Source organism: Alteromonas marina, from assembly GCF_000808575.1.
In the GTDB taxonomy this organism is placed as follows: domain Bacteria; phylum Pseudomonadota; class Gammaproteobacteria; order Enterobacterales; family Alteromonadaceae; genus Alteromonas; species Alteromonas marina_A.
Map to the genome: position 1 here is coordinate 40,208 of NZ_JWLW01000006.1, position 16,792 is coordinate 56,999.

Annotated in this window: 15 protein-coding genes and 1 tRNA gene; 4 read left to right on the forward strand and 12 right to left on the reverse strand. The window is 45.5% G+C overall.

What is annotated here, in order from left to right:
• Positions 1-37: 37 nt before the first annotated feature.
• The 12 genes from RJ41_RS03940 to mutY all read right to left on the reverse strand — a co-directional run bounded on the left by RJ41_RS03940 (position 38) and on the right by mutY (position 12,407).
• Positions 38-1,084, reverse strand: a complete 1,047-nt coding sequence (locus RJ41_RS03940; RefSeq protein WP_039217230.1) for a protein-glutamate methylesterase/protein-glutamine glutaminase — start codon at positions 1,082-1,084, stop codon at positions 38-40.
• On the reverse strand, positions 1,059-1,688 hold the full coding sequence (gene cheD / locus RJ41_RS03945) for a chemoreceptor glutamine deamidase CheD (protein ID WP_039217233.1): 630 nt from the start codon (positions 1,686-1,688) through the stop codon (positions 1,059-1,061). Before cheD ends, RJ41_RS03940 begins: the two co-directional genes overlap by 26 nt.
• A 15-nt stretch (positions 1,689-1,703) precedes the next feature.
• Complete coding sequence (locus RJ41_RS03950) at positions 1,704-2,534, reverse strand: CheR family methyltransferase (RefSeq protein ID WP_039217236.1); 831 nt, start codon at positions 2,532-2,534, stop codon at positions 1,704-1,706.
• A gap of 3 nt (positions 2,535-2,537) precedes the next feature.
• Entirely contained in the window at positions 2,538-5,018 is a 2,481-nt protein-coding gene (locus tag RJ41_RS03955) for a methyl-accepting chemotaxis protein (RefSeq protein WP_476692293.1), read from the reverse strand.
• 471 nt (positions 5,019-5,489) lie between these two features.
• Complete coding sequence (locus RJ41_RS03960) at positions 5,490-5,993, reverse strand: chemotaxis protein CheW (protein WP_014947935.1); 504 nt, start codon at positions 5,991-5,993, stop codon at positions 5,490-5,492.
• Positions 5,990-8,083, reverse strand: a complete 2,094-nt coding sequence (locus tag RJ41_RS03965; RefSeq protein ID WP_039217242.1) for a chemotaxis protein CheW — start codon at positions 8,081-8,083, stop codon at positions 5,990-5,992. The genes RJ41_RS03960 and RJ41_RS03965 overlap by 4 nt, the downstream gene beginning before the upstream one ends.
• A 38-nt stretch (positions 8,084-8,121) precedes the next feature.
• On the reverse strand, positions 8,122-8,487 hold the full coding sequence (locus tag RJ41_RS03970; protein WP_039217245.1) for a response regulator: 366 nt from the start codon (positions 8,485-8,487) through the stop codon (positions 8,122-8,124).
• A gap of 57 nt (positions 8,488-8,544) precedes the next feature.
• Positions 8,545-9,705, reverse strand: coding sequence for a methyl-accepting chemotaxis protein (locus RJ41_RS03975; RefSeq protein WP_420805478.1), 1,161 nt, complete (start codon positions 9,703-9,705; stop codon positions 8,545-8,547).
• Positions 9,706-10,327: 622 nt separating this feature from the next.
• On the reverse strand, positions 10,328-10,504 hold the full coding sequence (locus RJ41_RS18840) for a DUF2986 domain-containing protein (protein ID WP_084081755.1): 177 nt from the start codon (positions 10,502-10,504) through the stop codon (positions 10,328-10,330).
• Between the two features lie 276 nt (positions 10,505-10,780).
• Positions 10,781-10,856 (reverse strand) — tRNA-Phe (locus RJ41_RS03980).
• 151 nt (positions 10,857-11,007) lie between these two features.
• Positions 11,008-11,280 carry an oxidative damage protection protein gene (locus tag RJ41_RS03985; RefSeq protein WP_014947929.1) on the reverse strand — a complete coding sequence of 91 codons (273 nt, stop codon included), beginning with the start codon at positions 11,278-11,280 and terminating at the stop codon, positions 11,008-11,010.
• Positions 11,281-11,339: 59 nt separating this feature from the next.
• Positions 11,340-12,407 (reverse strand): A/G-specific adenine glycosylase, encoded by a 1,068-nt coding sequence (gene mutY, locus RJ41_RS03990; RefSeq protein WP_039217250.1) that lies wholly within the window; start codon positions 12,405-12,407, stop codon positions 11,340-11,342.
• Positions 12,408-12,520: 113 nt separating this feature from the next.
• On the opposite strand from mutY, the gene RJ41_RS03995 reads away from it, so the two are divergent.
• The 4 genes from RJ41_RS03995 (at position 12,521) to glgA (ending at position 16,690) form a co-directional block, all read left to right on the forward strand.
• The gene (locus RJ41_RS03995) at positions 12,521-13,225 is read left to right on the forward strand and encodes an alpha/beta fold hydrolase (RefSeq protein ID WP_039217252.1); all 705 of its coding nucleotides are present in this window, start codon (positions 12,521-12,523) and stop codon (positions 13,223-13,225) included.
• Between the two features lie 91 nt (positions 13,226-13,316).
• Positions 13,317-14,036: a tRNA (guanosine(46)-N7)-methyltransferase TrmB gene (gene trmB / locus RJ41_RS04000; RefSeq protein WP_039217255.1), complete on the forward strand. Its 720-nt coding sequence runs from the start codon at positions 13,317-13,319 to the stop codon at positions 14,034-14,036.
• Entirely contained in the window at positions 14,036-15,118 is a 1,083-nt protein-coding gene (locus tag RJ41_RS04005) for a methyltransferase (RefSeq protein WP_039217259.1), read from the forward strand. The genes trmB and RJ41_RS04005 overlap by 1 nt, the downstream gene beginning before the upstream one ends.
• Positions 15,119-15,265: 147 nt before the next feature.
• Positions 15,266-16,690 (forward strand): glycogen synthase GlgA, encoded by a 1,425-nt coding sequence (glgA, locus tag RJ41_RS04010; protein WP_039217262.1) that lies wholly within the window; start codon positions 15,266-15,268, stop codon positions 16,688-16,690.
• Positions 16,691-16,792 lie beyond the last annotated feature (102 nt).

The following is a 16,792-nucleotide window of genomic DNA, read 5'->3' on the forward strand; positions in this document are numbered from 1 at the left end:
TTAGAGCGCTAGGGGAAGCGATGAGGGTAAAAACACCTTAAAGCCGACTACCCGCTCCTATTGCTTCGAGAGTATCTAGTATAGCGTCTGAAATTTCGTCTAAAGGCTTTATGAAACTCGCAGCTTTCATTTCTACGGCGGTTTTCGGCATGCCGTAAACAACACAGGTTTTTTCATCTTGGCAGAAAGTGACAGAACCTTTAGTGTGCATGTTCTTCATACCTTTTGCTCCATCACGCCCCATACCAGTAAGTAATACACCCACTGCGTTTGCACCTGCATGCTCAGCGAGTGAATTAAACATCACATCAACAGAGGGCTTGTGCCCTGAAACCTTAGGGCCATCATCAAGAGTTAAGCGATAGTCAGCCCCACTTCGCTCTACTTTTAAATGTTTATTACCTGGCGCTAAATACGCAAACCCAGGCAATAAGCGCTCTCCTCCCTGAGCTTCTCTTACGGTTATTTCGCAGAGGCTATCAAGTCGTCTGGCATAGGTGGTAGTGAAGCCTGGTGGCATATGTTGGGAGATTATAGTTGCCGGGGCATTGCGAGGAAAATGCATGATGACATCTTTAATCGCTTCGGTTCCCCCGGTTGAAGCACCTATACCAATCAGCTTCTCTGTGCCCGTATACCGCATGGAAGCATGCTTAGTACAGCGAGTTTCAGTAGGGTGACCTAACTTTGAGTGGGCTGCTGCTTTTATCTTTTCAACGATAACTGCGGCATATTCGGTCATACCTTGGGCAACACCTAGCTTTGGCTTTGCGATAAAATCCACGGCCCCCAGCTCCAATGCGCGCAGAGTTGCATCGGCCCCTCGCTCAGTAAGCGTAGAAATCATCACCACCGGGGTTGGCATTGCCTTCATCATCACTTCTAAAAATCGGAGCCCATCTACCTTTGGCATTTCAATGTCGAGGGTTATAACATCGGGCCTAAACTCTTGAACCATTCGCTTTGCTACATAGGCATCGGGCGCCGCCCCCACCAATGTTAACTCTGGGGCTTGCACCACTATCTCTGAAAGAATTTGGCGAATTAACGCAGAGTCATCAACAACGAGGACTTTTATGGGCATGTGACTGTTCCGAAAATGAAATAACACCTTTTTTAGCTTGCTCAGAGAGTAGTACGCGATGCGCAGACTCACGCTCGTAGAGCGTAGCATTATTGAACTCCCGAATTCGCTTCATATAAACATTTCCGTCGGCCGGAAAGTAATAAATTTTGCGTGCATAGTTAGACATTAAATCGCTGCTTATAAGCGGAATATTGGCATTATCTAGATATTCTAGAACAAACTCGGCGTTTACTCGCCCAATGTCTTGCTGCACAAATCCTGGTAGCACTTTGCCTCCTCCGAACGCCTTAGCGACAAGTTTATCGCGACGTGCACCTAAGTGAACAAGCTGCTCTATAAGCATATTCATAGCGTGTACGCCATATTTTGTGGCTAAGCAGGCGTCTAAATTGGTAGCGAAATTGAGATCGGGCAACATGAAGTGATTCATGCCGCCAATTTTCTTGTCTTTATCGAAAATACAGGCTGCTACACAAGAGCCAAGAATGGTCACCAATGCTTTGTCTGAAGCCGTCGCGTAGTACTGTCCAGGCAGAATTTTCACCGCTTCTTTTTGAAGACGGTTATCAAAGTAACGTATGGGGGTTTCGTCCTGACTCATACTACAACTTCCTTTTTAAACAACAGGTCGGTAAATGGTTTTCCCCATGGGAGCGACAAGTTCAGGATACATGGTGAAATTTTCAGAGTGCCCTGCCACATACATGCCGTCGCTATGCATCAACCTCACCATGCGCGCTAAAATCTTGCGCTGAGTAGGTCGGTCAAAGTAGATCATGACATTGCGGCAAAAAATTACGTCTATCGGCGCCTCTAAGCACCAGTTTGCCGACATTAAATTTAGCGTCTCGAACTGCACCATTTTTCTCAGTTCATCTACTACCCTTACTCTACCGGTTTGTGCGCCTTTACCTTTGTAAAAAAATTGCGTTTTATAATCGTGTGAAAGCTGGCTAATACTGTTTTGGGCATAAACGCCCTCGCGGGCCTTCTGCAGTACTTTGCTGTCGATGTCTGTGGCGAGTATTTGCACGTTGGGCGTAAAGGTGCCAAATACCGATGCCACGGTCATCGCAATACTATAAGGCTCTTCACCCGTGCTGCTCGCCGCACACCAAATACGTTTAGTTTGAGATCGCTTTCGAAGGTAATTGGCTAGCGCTTCAAAGTGGTGCGGCTCTCTGAAAAACGCAGTGAGGTTAGTGGTAAGCGCATTAATGAAGTGCTCCATTTCATCTTTACAGCTTCCTACATACGCCAGGTACTCTTTAAAGCTGTGAATATTGAGCGTGCGTAGCCGCCTAGCTAGGCGGCTGTAGACCATTGCATCTTTAGAGTCGGCTAAATTAATGCCTGCTTGTTTAAATAGCAGGCTTTTAACCCGCTCAAAGTCTCTTCGGCTATATGGAAATTCCCTTTGCGCATCCGTGCTTTGTATTGCTGACATACACTAAAATGCCTCCCAGTCTGACGCATCCGGTGCGGCTGGATTAAGTGCTTTTATCCGTTGCTTGGGCACTTCGCGTTCTTTGGGTAATGCATTACTGCCGTTTAACGAGCGTGCGGTAGAATCCTGTTCGGGCTTTCGATTACTGCCTACTTTGAAAACCGATACCCGCTGTGCAAGCTCACCTGACTGCTGTCTCATGCTGTCAGCAGCCGCCGCTGCCTGCTCAACTAATGCAGCATTTTGCTGGGTCATTTCATCCATTTGCACCACCGCATTACTCACTTCCTGTATTCCAGTGGCTTGCTCAGATGATGCCGCAGCAATTTCAGACATAATGTCGTTAACGCGTTTAATTGCAGTGACGATATTAGCCATGGTCTCACCAGACTTATTCACCAATACATTGCCATCGCCAATTTTATCAACCGACGCCGAAATGAGTGCCTTAATATCTTTTGCCGCTTCGGCAGAACGCTGAGCCAGCGTTCTTACTTCAGAGGCAACGACAGCAAACCCACGGCCTTGCTCGCCCGCTCTTGCGGCTTCAACTGCTGCGTTTAGCGCAAGAATATTGGTTTGGAAGGCAATGCCGTCGATAACACCTATGATGTCTGATATGCGCTGGGCAGAATCGTTAATTTCACCCATGGTATGCACCACTTGTTCAATGACTTTGCCGCCCTCAGACGCCACATCCGACGCTTGGCTGGCTAACCCTTTGGCTTGATCGGCATTCTCTGCATTTAACTTTACTGTGCCCGTTAACTCTTCCATCGCAGAAGCAGTTTCTTCAAGGCTTGACGCTTGCTGTTCGGTACGACTAGACAAATCGGCGTTGCCTGTAGCTATTTCATTTGAAGCCGTATCGATGGTTTCCACAGCGGTGTGAATTTTCACTATGGTATCGCGCAGTTCAATAATAAAGTGATTAATCGATTCACCAAGCACTTTAAAGTCGCCATCTAACGGCTCTTCAATCGTTTTCAGCAAGTCGCCGTCGGTTAGACTCGCCATAATAGACTTAATACTTTCAACGGCTAACGTTCTTCCCGTCACATCTGTGGCATATTTCACTACTCTAAACGGCTTGCCGTTTTGGTCTAAAATAGGGTTGTAAGAGGCTTGGATATAAACTGGTTTTCCTGCTTTATTGAAACGCTTATATTCACCGCTTGCATAAACGCCTTGGCGCAGCTGCTCCCAGAATGCCGCGTATTCTGGACTGCTTTTAAAAGCAGGGTCTACAAAAATACTGTGGTGCTTTCCTTTTACTTCATCAAGGGTATAGCCCATAGCGGCTAAGAAATTGCTGTTCGCGTTTAAGATCACACCTTCTAGGTCAAACTCAATGACTGCCTGAGACTTACTAATCGCGTTCAACTGACCTTCAAAATAAGCGTTTTTCAACTTCTCTTCGGTAATGTTAGTCGCGTATTTGACCACCCTAAACGGGTTGCCATTCATGTCTTCTATAGGGTTGTAAGAAGCTTGGATCCAAACGGCTTTTCCTGCTTTGCTTATGCGCTTAAATTCTCCTGAGAAGAAATTACCCTCTTTAAGTTCAGACCAAAAGCGCTGGTACGACTCTGACTGTCTGGTTTCTTCATCCACAAATAGCTGGTGATGTTTACCTTTGATTTCGTCTAGTCGGTAGCCCATGGTGTTGAGGAAGTTGTCGTTAGCAGTAATGATAGTGCCGTCGACATCAAACTCGATCACAGCCTGAGATTTACTGATAGCGTTAATTTGTCCTTCGAAATACGCATTTTTTAACTTGTCTTGCGTTACATCGGTGGCAAATTTAACGACTTTAAATGGCTTACCCGAGCTGTCGAAAATGGGGTTGTACGATGCGCGGATCCATATTTCCCTGCCACCTTTTGCAATGCGTTTATACTCACCCTCACTGTGCTCTCCGGCTTTTAAGCTTTGCCAAAAAGCAGCATATTCAGCGCTTAACTTATAGCTTGGGTCAACAAACATGCTGTGATGCTGCCCTTTAATTTCAGACAGGCTATAGCCCATTGCGGCGAGGAAATTTTCATTGGCATTTAAAATGTTCCCCTCAAGATCAAACTCGATCACGGCCTGTGATTTCTTAATGGCCGTAATCTGCCCTTCGTAGTCAGCATTTTTTTGTTTTTGCGCTGTAATATCAGAGGCAAACTTGATGATGTAATCTACGTCACCGTTGTCATCAAATACTGGATTGTAGGTCGCTTGAATCCACACCTCTTCGCCTTGCTTGTTTATTCTGCAAAACTCTCCGCTGTGTACATCGCCACTTTTAAGCTTTTGCCAAAACTGTTTGTATTCGTCGCTTTGTGCATAGTTACTGTCGACAAAAATACGATGATGCTTTCCCACCACCTCACTTTCGCTATAACCCATTGCGGATAAAAAGTTATCGTTGGCGGACAAGATTTCTCCATCTGTCGTAAACGATATCACCGCCTGACTTCGCATAATGGCATCGACCATACCTTTATTGCGTTTATTTTCAGTGTTGTCCTGCCACTCGGTGACATAAAGCTGAGTGCCGTTCTCATCTATCTTTATTGTAGATGCACTTACACAAAAACCGTGCTCTGCAAGAGAAACGAGTTGCTTATCGCCCGAAGTATGGGTAAGTAAATAGGACAGGTTTTCTGAAGCGCTTGCCCCATTTGCAATGTCGTCTATGTGCTTTCCTGATAGTGAAGACTCGCCATCGTTGACAGTAAAGTCCTTAGAGTAGGCCTTTGTCATTCGCAGGAATGCGGGAGTGTGATAGTGAATAACCCCCGACTTGTCGATAACCAACAAGTTTGAGGCACTGGCCTTTAGAATATTCGACTTCAATAGCGAGTCGTGCTTCGCTATTTTTAACTCTTCGCCGTTCAGAAAATTAAATACGCCCATAACTAATATTTCCCAATCTCAGGTGTTTGTGTTTAGTGAAGGACCTTGTAACTACGCGTCGTCTTTTACGCTCTCAGGTGCGACTAAACCCAGCTCTTCGCTGGTTATTAAGCTTTCTATGTTCACCAGAATGACCATGTTTTCATCTACATCAGCTAAACCGTGTAGATACCTACTGTCAAAAGCTACGCCAAACTCTGGTGGCGGAAGTACTTGTTCTTCAGACAAGCGAATAACATCGGATACACCATCTACCACGATGCCAACAATACGCTCTTGAATATTCAGCATTATCACTATTGTGAAGTCGTTATATGTGGCCTCGCCTACGTTAAACTTAATGCGCAAGTCCACGATAGGAACGATGTCACCACGCAAATTAATCACGCCTTTTATGAAGGCTGGCGCATTCGCAATCTTAGTGACTTGTTCGTATCCTCTAATTTCTTTTACTGTGGTGATGTCCAAGGCGTAATGCTCATCGCCAAGCACAAAACTCAAGTATTCTTTGTCCTGTCCGCCGGTAACCGCTTGATGCAAGGCAGTTTCACTCATGAAAGTAACTCCTCTATTTGACTGGAGGTATACGTTGTAGCAATGGAGTCTGCATCGATAATAAGTGCGACTTTTCCGTCGCCCATAATGGTTGCCCCCGCTATTCCAGCCACCTTACGGTAATGCTCTTCTAAGCTTTTAATCACCACCTGCTGCTGACCGACGAGCGCATCAACCAAAACACCAAAGCGTTTTTTACTGCTTTCAAGCAACACCACAATGCCTTCTGTGGGAGAAAGCGCAGCATCCTCTACTTCCATGAAGTCGTAGAGGGGCACCAAAGGCCAGTATTGATCTCGTATATAGAGAACGGTGTCGTTGCCCAAGGTTTTCAGCTGCTGCTTAGTAGGCTGGAAAGATTCAATAATATTTAAAAGTGGGATCACGAAGATTTGCTTACCCACCGACACACACATGCCATCAACTATGGCTAACGTAAGCGGCAGGTGAATGAAAAACGCTGAACCTTCACCGGCACTAGACTCGATATCGATACGACCGCCAATCGATTCGATATTGCGGCGCACCACATCCATGCCTACCCCTCTTCCCGATACATCGGTAATGGCTTCGGCAGTTGAAAACCCAGGTTGGAATATAAGCTGCCATACTTCTGAATCAGGCATGTCATCAGATACGGTGAGCCCGCTACTTCGCGCTTTATCGATAATTTTGTCGCGGTGAAGACCACCGCCATCATCAATAATGCTGATAATAATGCTACCGCCTTTCTGCTCGGCACTTAGAATAACCGTGCCTTTTTCTGGCTTGCCAGCAGCGACGCGTTTGTCGGGCATTTCTATGCCGTGATCGATGCTGTTGCGAACGAGATGGGTAAGGGGGTCGACGATCTTTTCAATTAAACTTTTATCAATTTCCGTGCTGCCTCCCTGGAGCACCAGTTCTACCTGCTTACCTAACTTACCAGCCAAATCTCTTACTAAGCGCGGAAAACGATTAAAGGTTGCGGTTAGCGGGAGCATGCGCATAGACATCACTGATTCTTGAATTTCCCGGGTGTTGCGCTGCAGCTCATCAATAGCTAGCTGTAGCCGCTCGCCAACCTGCCCTTCAACGTCTTGCCCTATCATAGACAGCATTGACTGGGTGATAACCAGCTCTCCGACTAAGTTAACCATGGCATCAATTTTAGTGGTGTCTACACGAATAGAGGCCGATTCACGGGCGGTGCTTTTTTTCGCGGAAGGTTTTGTCGGCGTTTTGGCTTGTGTTGTCGTGGGGGCAACGCCAGTAGTTGGCGCTTTATCATTGTTAGATGTTGTTGCTGTATTTAATTGAGTACTCGCGCTTTGCGCGTTATTACTACTCGCAATTTCTAGGGAAGTATTGATATTGGTAGCTGACGGTGCGTCTTCGAAAAAACCGAAACCTTGTTCTTCTTCAGCTGTTTCGGTTTTAGTCGTTTCAGTTTGTGCGTCGACTGTATCATTCGATATTTCATCATCGAAGAAGCCAAAGCCGTCATCGTCATTATTATCACTTTTAGTGTTGTCGTCGTGAGAATGCGCTTCGTTAACTGGCTCGTCGTCGAAAAAACCAAAACCGTCGTCAGCGGCTTCAATAGCGCCATTAGGCTCATCGTCAAAGAAGCCAAAGCTGTCATCTTGAGCGCTTTCGTTTTGCGCATTCACGCTTACTTCTGAAGGATCGTCACCATCGCCAGGGGCTGCGTCTGTAGATTGACCGTTGATTACGCCATTTAGAATTTTTATGCGCTCGGCAATACTGTCTTCTGGTACGGGGGTCTCATCGCGGTAGGCGTTAAGCGTGTCTTTTAAAACATCAAGAGTTTCTAAGAGCACATTTACAATATCAGCGGTAACACTAAGCTCATTGTTGCGAGCCTTATCTAACAAGTTTTCCATCACGTGCGTTAAATTCATTAACGCATCAAAGCCGAAAATGCCGCTACCACCCTTAATAGAGTGAGCAGCGCGAAAAATGCTATTTAGCTCTTCAGGATCAGGGGACTCGACATCCAAGTTCATCAATAGCTGTTCCATATCGTCGAGATGCTCGTCGCTCTCGTCGAAAAATACGCCGTGGAACTGTTCAATATCGATGCTCATTCTGAATCCTTCCAGACTTAAGGTTTTAGTAGATTGGCTTAACCCAAGACGCGCTTGGTTACATCAAGAAGTTTATTTGGATCAAAGGGTTTTACCATCCAGCCAGTTGCCCCTGCAGCTTTACCTTTTGCTTTCATATCGTCGCCCGCCTCTGTGGTAAGCATCACGACTGGGGTTCTGCTATATGCGCCTAGGCTACGCAAATTTTTAATTAGGGTTAATCCATCCATGCGAGGCATGTTTTGGTCTGTCAGTACAAAGTTAAACTGCTGACTCTTACATTTATCGAGCGCATCTTGCCCGTCTTGGGCTGTGGTGACGGTATACCCTGCCCCCTTTAGGGTCATTTCTACCATTTGACGAATCGATACAGAATCGTCGACAACTAAAATGTGTTTGCTCATATGCTCACTTCTCCAATGTAAGTCATTACTGACGATGCTTCCTGTTCCTTTCTTAGCTTAGAACAATTCAACTTCTCCAGCGTCCATAGAAGTTGCAGACACCGGGTTGTGGTCATTTTTACCTTTCGCAGCGATCCCTTTTTGGTACTCGTTTAACGCTCTTACAAAGCTTTCGATACTGTTAGCATTCAATGTTGCCAACTGCTCTAAAATAAATTTGATCATATCTTGGGTATACTCGATGTGCTGGCCGTTAATATCACCAAATTGCATACCCCGAATGGCTGCGTTTATTGACTCGTCAAGCTGAGAACCAATCTCTTCAATTTGTTTTGTGGTAACAAGGTCCGCTTCTGCCTTACGAATGATTTCCGATAGCTGCTCACTAATGTGAGCTTTGGCATTTACCACTTGCGAAATATCTTGCGAGGCTACAAATTCTGCCGTATCTGTTAGTTTGTCTACTAAACTTCGGATATTCTCCACTTGGGTTTTAATTACGTCGCTAAATTGCGTTGAACGAGTTGATAGTGCTCGCACCTCGTCAGCCACAACGGCAAAACCACGGCCCGCTTCCCCCGCCCTTGCCGCCTCGATAGCAGCGTTTAACGCCAGCAAGTTAGTTTGCGCTGCAATGTCGTCAATGCCGCTAAGTGCCTCTATAACTGTGGGCATCGCCTGCTGAATAGTTTGCACCTGCTCCATAAGGTGCTTAGTTGACGAGGACATTTGCTCGGTTGAACCGATAAATTGGGTAAGGGTTCCGTCGGTTTCTTGCGCAAACGTACGCATGCGTTCTGAATATGATTGCGTTTGCGTGCTATCAACGCTCAATAACGCGTCAATACATTGTGTTTGCTGTGCTACCAGTGCCTTTAGACTGCTAAAAGCATTGGAAAGGGTTTCAACAGCGTCGTCTTGAGTAGATTTAATGGACGATAAATTGGTATCGCACGTGCTCAATGATTGGGAGAGCTCTTCGCTCGCTTTTTTGATGTCAGCGCTACCCTCTGATTCGTCCTGCGCCAGACTTTCATAATTGGGATAAATCTCGTCGACCTCATCCGAGCTTTGTGAATAGACAAATACGCTAAAGACAACCACGCCCGTAAGTACCGCAAGCGCTGTAAGCGCAGATACAAAAAAGAATAAAGTCCAAGAAGCAGCTATGCCAACTCCACAAAGTACATATATGCTCTTTAAAGCCCCTTGCTGCATCGAAGGTAAGTTATTAAATGACAAAAAAACTCTCCTTGAAAAAACACTGTGACTTGAAATCAACAGCACTCATTCATGCTTGTGCACGTTACTTTGTTTGAGAAATACATCGTGCGGCGCACTAATGACTCGTGCCGAAAGACGCCATTGTCTAGCACAAAGAAAACATAAAGTTGCTAGTCATAACAGGTATCAGCCTTATGTTTAGCCAGCTTTGTTCACATTAAGTAAGCGTAGTACCCATTTTGAAAAGTAGGCAAGAACATGCATAAGTTTTTTATTAAAAAAGCGTTTTAGCCGCTATTTGTGTCTAACATCCAAATAAATGCTGTTAGCAAAGTACCGAATTGACATGCACAAAGCATAAGCCGAAACCTCTAGGCTTGTTGCCCCGTGATGATGATTATGTGCGAGCGACGTTTTAGCGACCCTCTAAGCGCTTGATGTAAAACATGACTATGTAAACTTCTAAAAATGGCCAGCTTGATTACAAGCTGGCTATTTTGTGTTTTTGTGTTTTTGTGTTTTCGCAACTCGAAATTACACACCGCGGCTTGGCGGACCTAAATGCATCCATTGTTTTAGCTGGATAACTTCACCACCGAGTTTGATCGCTGTTTTATCAGTCGACTGGTTTAGTACTTTTTTTGGTCACTGACAATTCATCGAGCTCTTGTTCTGCTAGCTTTGCCCGTTCCGCTTTAGAAATATAGGTTGGCTTATTGCTTTTATGAAGTTTAGCTTTGGCTTTCTTATCTTTCTTCTTAAGCGTAGTGAAAATTTTCTTACGACGATTCATGCCCTTCGCCCTTAATAAGTTTCGCATATTTATCGCATTATACGATGTTCACTGCTTAAGCAGCCATATGTCTTTTCGCGAGCACAAATTTCAAAATAGAGGAAAAAGGTTTGGAATCAAAAAAGCCCCGCATTTTCATGCAGGGCTTTCTGAATAATGGTGCCTCGACCCGGGATTGCAACGCGCGGCGCAGCCGCAGGGGCACGTTAGCGTGTGCCTGTGTTTTCAACCACCGGGATCAAAAAAGCCCTCGCATTTCTGCAAGGGCTTGAATGGTGGTGCCTCGACCCGGGATCGAACCAGGGACACGCGGATTTTCAATCCGCTGCTCTACCAACTGAGCTATCGAGGCTGAAACTTGTTAGCGTTCTAGGCGTTTGCTGCCTGTCCTGCTGTGGGTGCGTATTAAACGGTTTTCGCCTTCACAAGTCAACCGTTTTTCTCGCTTTTTTTGCGCTTTTATTACTGTTTGCGCATTGTTTGCTCAAAAAACGCTTTTTTGCTTATTTTTCAGGCGGAACATAGCCTTCAATCGTAGGCTCTACGTCGTCAAACAAGTAGGCCGACATTTTTTCTTCTAAAAACTTACGGGCATTCGGCTCCATCATATTCAACTTGTGTTCGTTAATCAGCATGGTCTGTTTCTTTTGCCATTCAGCCCATGCTTCTTTAGAAATGTTGTCGAAAATACGCTTACCCAGTTCACCCGGATAAAGTTGGAAATCTAAGCCGTCAGCTTCTTTTTGAAGCTTGCGACAAAATACCGTTCTTGCCATGTTATTTCCTTTCGTTCGCTATCTGCTTAGCAAAAAATGTTGCGTTGGGCTTAAAACGCCTAACGCATTAACTGCTGAATAATCTTGGTTGTAGGTGCCGCCAAACCAACTTCAATAGGCTCGTTCAACGAAAACCAACGAAATGCTGTTTCGGCTACGCGCTTTGATGGAGCAGAGTTTACCACGGCCACTACCGGGGTGATATCTAAATGAAAATGGCTAAAGGTATGACGGAACCCTTCAAGCGTTCGGGTTTCGTCGACACTGATACCTCGCTTGGCCAACTGCTCCATCCCCTCTTCTATTGAAGACACCTCAATAAAACCATATAGACCACCCCACAGCCCTGTTGAGGGACGCTGCTCTAAATACACTTGGCTGTTAAACTGTGCCACCATCATATAGGTGGACTTCTCGGGTAGCGCCTTTTTCGGCTTCTTACCCGGGTAGTCGGCTTGCGCGCCTTGTGCGTAGGCAATGCAGTCGGCTTGAAGCGGGCACTCATCACACTTTGGCTTGCTTCGCGTACAGATCATCGCGCCCAAGTCCATCATCACCTGCGTATAGTTGGCACAACGTCCGCCTTCTGAATTGGTGGGCGTGTTTTTCTCGGCCACTTCCCAAAGCTGATTCTCTACCTTTTTCTGTCCCGGCCACCCGCCAATTGCATAGTATCGCGCCAGCACACGCTTCACGTTACCATCCAATATAGGAAAGCGCATATTGCGAGATAGCGAAAGTATCGCCCCAGCGGTAGAGCGCCCTATGCCGGGCAAATCCATAACTTCTTCTAGACTATAGGGAAACTCGCCGTTGTATTTTTCTACCAGCGTATTCGCAGCTTTGTGAAGATTTCTTGCTCTTGCGTAGTAGCCAAGCCCTGTCCAATGATGAAGCACGTCGTCTTGAGAAGCCTTAGCTAAGTCGTGCACGGTGGGAAAAGACGCCATAAAGCGTTTAAAGTAGGGAATTACCGTGGTGACTTGAGTTTGCTGCAGCATTATTTCCGACACCCACACCTTATAAGGCGTAACGTCTTGTTGCCAAGGCAAATGCTTTCGCCCGTGTTTATCAAACCATGCGAGTGCTCGCTCTGCAAAGCTACCTGTATATTGTTGTTCTGTCATAATCGTCTGTATGGGCAGTTACTACCGCTTGGTCGTTTTCTACTTAGCGACCATTCATTAAAAAGCGCGCTATGGTAGCATGTAACTAGCCAGTTTATTGTTAAGGAGCACACGTGTCTGTGCAGAACCCTGTTTTATTTTTTCCCGGTACGCTCTGCGACGAGCGCGTATTTCTACCGCTTTGGCGCGAACTAAATATTGCACAACGTCGTTATGTACCGCTTCAATGGGCAGCATCGCTAGAAGAAATGCTGGCATTAAGTGAAGATCGCATTCTTGATAACGAAAAAGTGCACCTTGTGGGTTATTCGATGGGCGGGTTTATAGCTGCATTAGTAGCACAGCGCAATCCTGCCAATATTGCTTCGATAACCTTAATCGGTTACAACCCAGAAGGGTTATCAAAAGAAGAAATTGCAAAGCGTAAGCAGCTTACTACTATGCTTAAGCAAGGTAACTTTAAGCCCGACAACGACGCTTATCTCTCGCGATTTATACACCCTTCCCGCTTAGCGGATGAAAACGTGGCTGGTGTTGTAAAATCGATGGCGCAGGATTTAGGTAAAACAACGTTACTCAACCACACGCTAGCAACTACGCCACGAGAAAGTACCGTTAAAGCACTCGCAAAGGTCAATGCGCCAGTGACGTTTATCACTGCACAGCATGATGCAATTGCCCCTGCAGAAGCAATACAGCAACTTAAAAGTATGCTGCCTAAAGCAAGCTTCCACACCGTAAGTGATGCAGGGCATATGCTAGTACTTGAGAAAACTGACGCCGTAGCGTCTATTATTGCTAAACAAATTGGCGTATAAAATTACAGCATTTTTGCCACGATAGCGTTGCATAAGCCGTGGGTAAGTGGATAATGCGCCACCATAAAATTGGGTAAGAAAGGCATTGCAAATGAGGCAATTCAAAAGTCAGGCGGAAGCAGAAGCCGCTGGAGTATACGTAAGCAAGGTAAAAAGCTTCGTGAAACGCGAAGGTAGACTTACCAAAGCACAAGAAAAAGCGTTAGAAGATCATTGGCCAACCAAGGGTATTGACTACGCTGAAGCACCGTTATCGCTTTCAGAAATTTTTGGCCGAAGTGCGCCTGTTGTTGTAGAAATTGGCTTTGGTATGGGCAAGTCATTGGTGGAAATGGCCGCAAATGCTCCTGAGAAAGACTTTCTCGGCATTGAAGTTCACCGTCCAGGCGTTGGCGCATGCTTAGCTGAAGCAAGCGAACAAGGCGTCGAGAACTTGCGTGTAATGGACCATGATGCGGTAGAAGTGCTTAAAAATATGATCCCAGACGGTTCGTTGTCTCGCCTACAGCTATTTTTCCCAGACCCTTGGCACAAGAAGCGTCACCACAAACGCCGTATTGTTCAACCTGAATTTGTTGAGCTGGTTCGCACCAAATTAGCTATTGGCGGTTGTTTTCATATGGCGACGGATTGGGAGCAATATGCTGAGCACATGTTAGACGTTATGAGCAATGCCGACGGTTACACCAATACAGCCACTGATGGTGACTATGTACCTCGTCCGGACTATCGCCCTATTACCAAGTTTGAAACCCGCGGCCAAAAATTAGGTCATGGCGTTTGGGATTTAATTTTCGAGCGTACTAAGTAATGATTTTATCTCCTCAAAGCCAACTGTTAGAACGTAATATCGCGCTTTTCGACGAAGGTCAGTGGGCATTTATCAACCCTTCTGATGCGTATTTCCTAGACGGTCTTAAATCGCAGGAAGTCACGGTGATTCACCAGTATTTCGATATTTTTTCAGAGTGCGTAAGAGTCGTACCTTCGGTATCGTTTGATAGCCGAGATATTACGCGCACAGGTTTTGAGGTGACGCAAAAAGTCGGAAATCATATCCATATATTTACGCCTTTCGTGGCACTAGAGAAATCTCACACTGACGTGATGATTTTCTTACCCAAAGCAAAAACCCATTTTCAGATGCTATTGCGAATGGCGGCCAGCATGGTGGGTCAAAATGGTCGTATTCACGTGGTAGGTGAAAATAAGGGCGGTATAAAGAGTGCTGCTAAGTTGATGGACCAATACGGCCCAACCCAAAAGGTTGATTCTGCTCGCCACTGCAGTCTTATCACCGTTTTAGTTGAAGAGCCACACCTTGCCTTTGAACCCGATGCATGGCTTGATATGAACACTTATCATGTTGAGGGCACAGCTTGGCAAGTGGCTTCTATGCCTGGCGTATTCAGCTACAAAGAACTGGATGCAGGCACTGAGTTATTATTAGAAAAACTTTCAACGTCACTAAGCGGTGAAATACTTGATTTCGCATGCGGCGCAGGGGTAATAGCCAGTTATATAATGCTGAAATACCCGCATTTAAAGCTTCATCTTACTGACGTAAGCGCACTTGCAGTTTACTGTAGTGCACTCACCCTAGCAGAAAACGGATTATCAGCAACACTCTATGCTGCGGATGGATTGCACGGTTTTACCCAAAAAGTACAGCATATTGTCACCAACCCGCCATTTCACACAGGTATTAAAACTGACTACACCATCACTAAGCGCTTTATTTCAGATGCTAAAGCAAGCTTAAGTCGTGGCGGTACTATGCAGATGGTGGCGAACCGATTCTTACCCTACCCAGGTTTACTCGCTGAGCACTTCCAAACGGTCTATACCACAGCACAAACGTCGCAATTTTCTGTTTATCAAGCGGCTTTGTAATTAAAAAAGCCAATAGCTTGTGCTAACTTAGTTTTTCTACCTGTTGTTCATGCCATTGTGAAAGCCTCACGATGGCACACGGCGCTTTTTCCTTACATTGTATCAAGCATAACGAGTAAACTTTACGTGCGCTTTGGGAGATCACCTGTGAATATTGTATTTGCTATTTCAGAAGTTGAAGAGTTGGTAAAAACCGGCGGTCTTGCAGATGTTGGTAAAGCACTGCCTCTCGCACTAGATGGTTTGGGCGAAAGCGTTACAATTGTTATGCCTTATTACCAAGTACTGGCAGAGCAATTTGAACTGCCCACGATAACCGAGCAACAAACCCTGTTTACTGAAGGTCAGGTGTACCATTTTGATATTCGCTACATGCAATGGCACGGTATTCCTATTTACTTTGTAGACTCATCTGAATACTTTATGCGTGAAGGGCTATACGCCAACGCATTTGAGGCATATGAAGACAATGGTGAGCGCTTTAGCTTTTTCAGTGGCGCTGTACTCCAAACGCTGAAAGCTATCGATAAAAAGCCTGACATTATTCACTGTCACGACTGGCATGCGGCCATGCTGCCGTTTTTGCTTACCCACGACAAATCTGGGTATTTTGACGGTACTAAAACCATATTTACTATTCATAATGCCGCTTTTCAAGGCGTGCATAAGCTTGAGTGCATTCCCTTTCTTCGCCATCATCCTAACATTCTGGCGCAAGTGCACGGCGGTTACATCAATATGCTTCAGAGTGGAATTGAGTTTGCCACGAAAGTGACAACGGTAAGCCCTAATTATGCAAGCGAGTTACTCACAGACTTGGGCAGTCACGGCCTGCACGAGCGGCTTGTAAATCGTCAAGCCGATTTAAGCGGTATTCTAAATGGATGTGACTACACTCAGTGGAATCCCGAGACAGATACATTTCTCCCTGAGAACTACGGTGTAGAGAATCTTCATCCGAAGACTACATGTAAACGAGCATTACAAGAGAAGTCAGGATTACCTGAGAATGGCAACGTACCACTTATTGGAATGGTGTGCCGGCTGACTGAACAAAAAGGCTTCGGTTACATACTGCCAATCTTGGATGACCTTATTAAGCACAATATTCAAATAGTAATAGTGGGCACGGGCGATCCTAAAGTATGTATGGACCTTGGCGAATTCGCTCAACAACACCCTGACCAATTCGCGTTTATAAACGGTTTTAGTTCCGAGCATGCCCATCTGGTAGAAGCCGGCGCTGATTTTTTCCTAATGCCTTCTCAGTTTGAGCCGTGCGGATTAAACCAAATGTACAGTTTAGCTTATGGGACCATACCTATCGTTCGCTCTGTAGGAGGACTTAAAGACACGGTTATTGACTACAGCAATGACAACGATGGAACCGGTTTTGTGTTTGATGAGCCTACACCGCACGCGTTACTGACTTGCATTCGGCGAGCACTGCTAGCTTATTACGAAGATACTGTTAAGTTTAGAGCAATGCAGCAGCGAGGAATGCGAACGCAATTCACATGGGAAGCAGCGGCGAAAAGTTATCAGCAGTTGTATTTAGCAGCCGTTAATTAGGCTTTATTTTTTGCTTTGTTTTACAGCAACATATCCACTTAGGTGTAAATATTTGTGATGGGTGTGTTCTACATTAATTATTGTTTATAAGCACCTTTCCTT

Excerpts from the sequence above, each read along its gene's own strand:
- RJ41_RS03940 (WP_039217230.1), bottom strand. The coding sequence starts at position 1,084 with ATGCCCATAAAAGTCCTCGTTGTTGATGACTCTGCGTTAATTCGCCAA.
- cheD (WP_039217233.1), bottom strand. The coding sequence starts at position 1,688 with ATGAGTCAGGACGAAACCCCCATACGTTACTTTGATAACCGTCTTCAA.
- RJ41_RS03950 (WP_039217236.1), bottom strand. The coding sequence starts at position 2,534 with ATGTCAGCAATACAAAGCACGGATGCGCAAAGGGAATTTCCATATAGC.
- RJ41_RS03955 (WP_476692293.1), bottom strand. The coding sequence starts at position 5,018 with ATGGTCGATGCCATTATGCGAAGTCAGGCGGTGATATCGTTTACGACA.
- RJ41_RS03960 (WP_014947935.1), bottom strand. The coding sequence starts at position 5,993 with ATGAGTGAAACTGCCTTGCATCAAGCGGTTACCGGCGGACAGGACAAA.
- RJ41_RS03965 (WP_039217242.1), bottom strand. The coding sequence starts at position 8,083 with ATGAGCATCGATATTGAACAGTTCCACGGCGTATTTTTCGACGAGAGC.
- RJ41_RS03970 (WP_039217245.1), bottom strand. The coding sequence starts at position 8,487 with ATGAGCAAACACATTTTAGTTGTCGACGATTCTGTATCGATTCGTCAA.
- RJ41_RS03975 (WP_420805478.1), bottom strand. The coding sequence starts at position 9,705 with ATGCAGCAAGGGGCTTTAAAGAGCATATATGTACTTTGTGGAGTTGGC.
- RJ41_RS18840 (WP_084081755.1), bottom strand. The coding sequence starts at position 10,504 with ATGAATCGTCGTAAGAAAATTTTCACTACGCTTAAGAAGAAAGATAAG.
- RJ41_RS03985 (WP_014947929.1), bottom strand. The coding sequence starts at position 11,280 with ATGGCAAGAACGGTATTTTGTCGCAAGCTTCAAAAAGAAGCTGACGGC.
- mutY (WP_039217250.1), bottom strand. The coding sequence starts at position 12,407 with ATGACAGAACAACAATATACAGGTAGCTTTGCAGAGCGAGCACTCGCA.
- trmB (WP_039217255.1), top strand. The coding sequence starts at position 13,317 with ATGAGGCAATTCAAAAGTCAGGCGGAAGCAGAAGCCGCTGGAGTATAC.
- RJ41_RS04005 (WP_039217259.1), top strand. The coding sequence starts at position 14,036 with ATGATTTTATCTCCTCAAAGCCAACTGTTAGAACGTAATATCGCGCTT.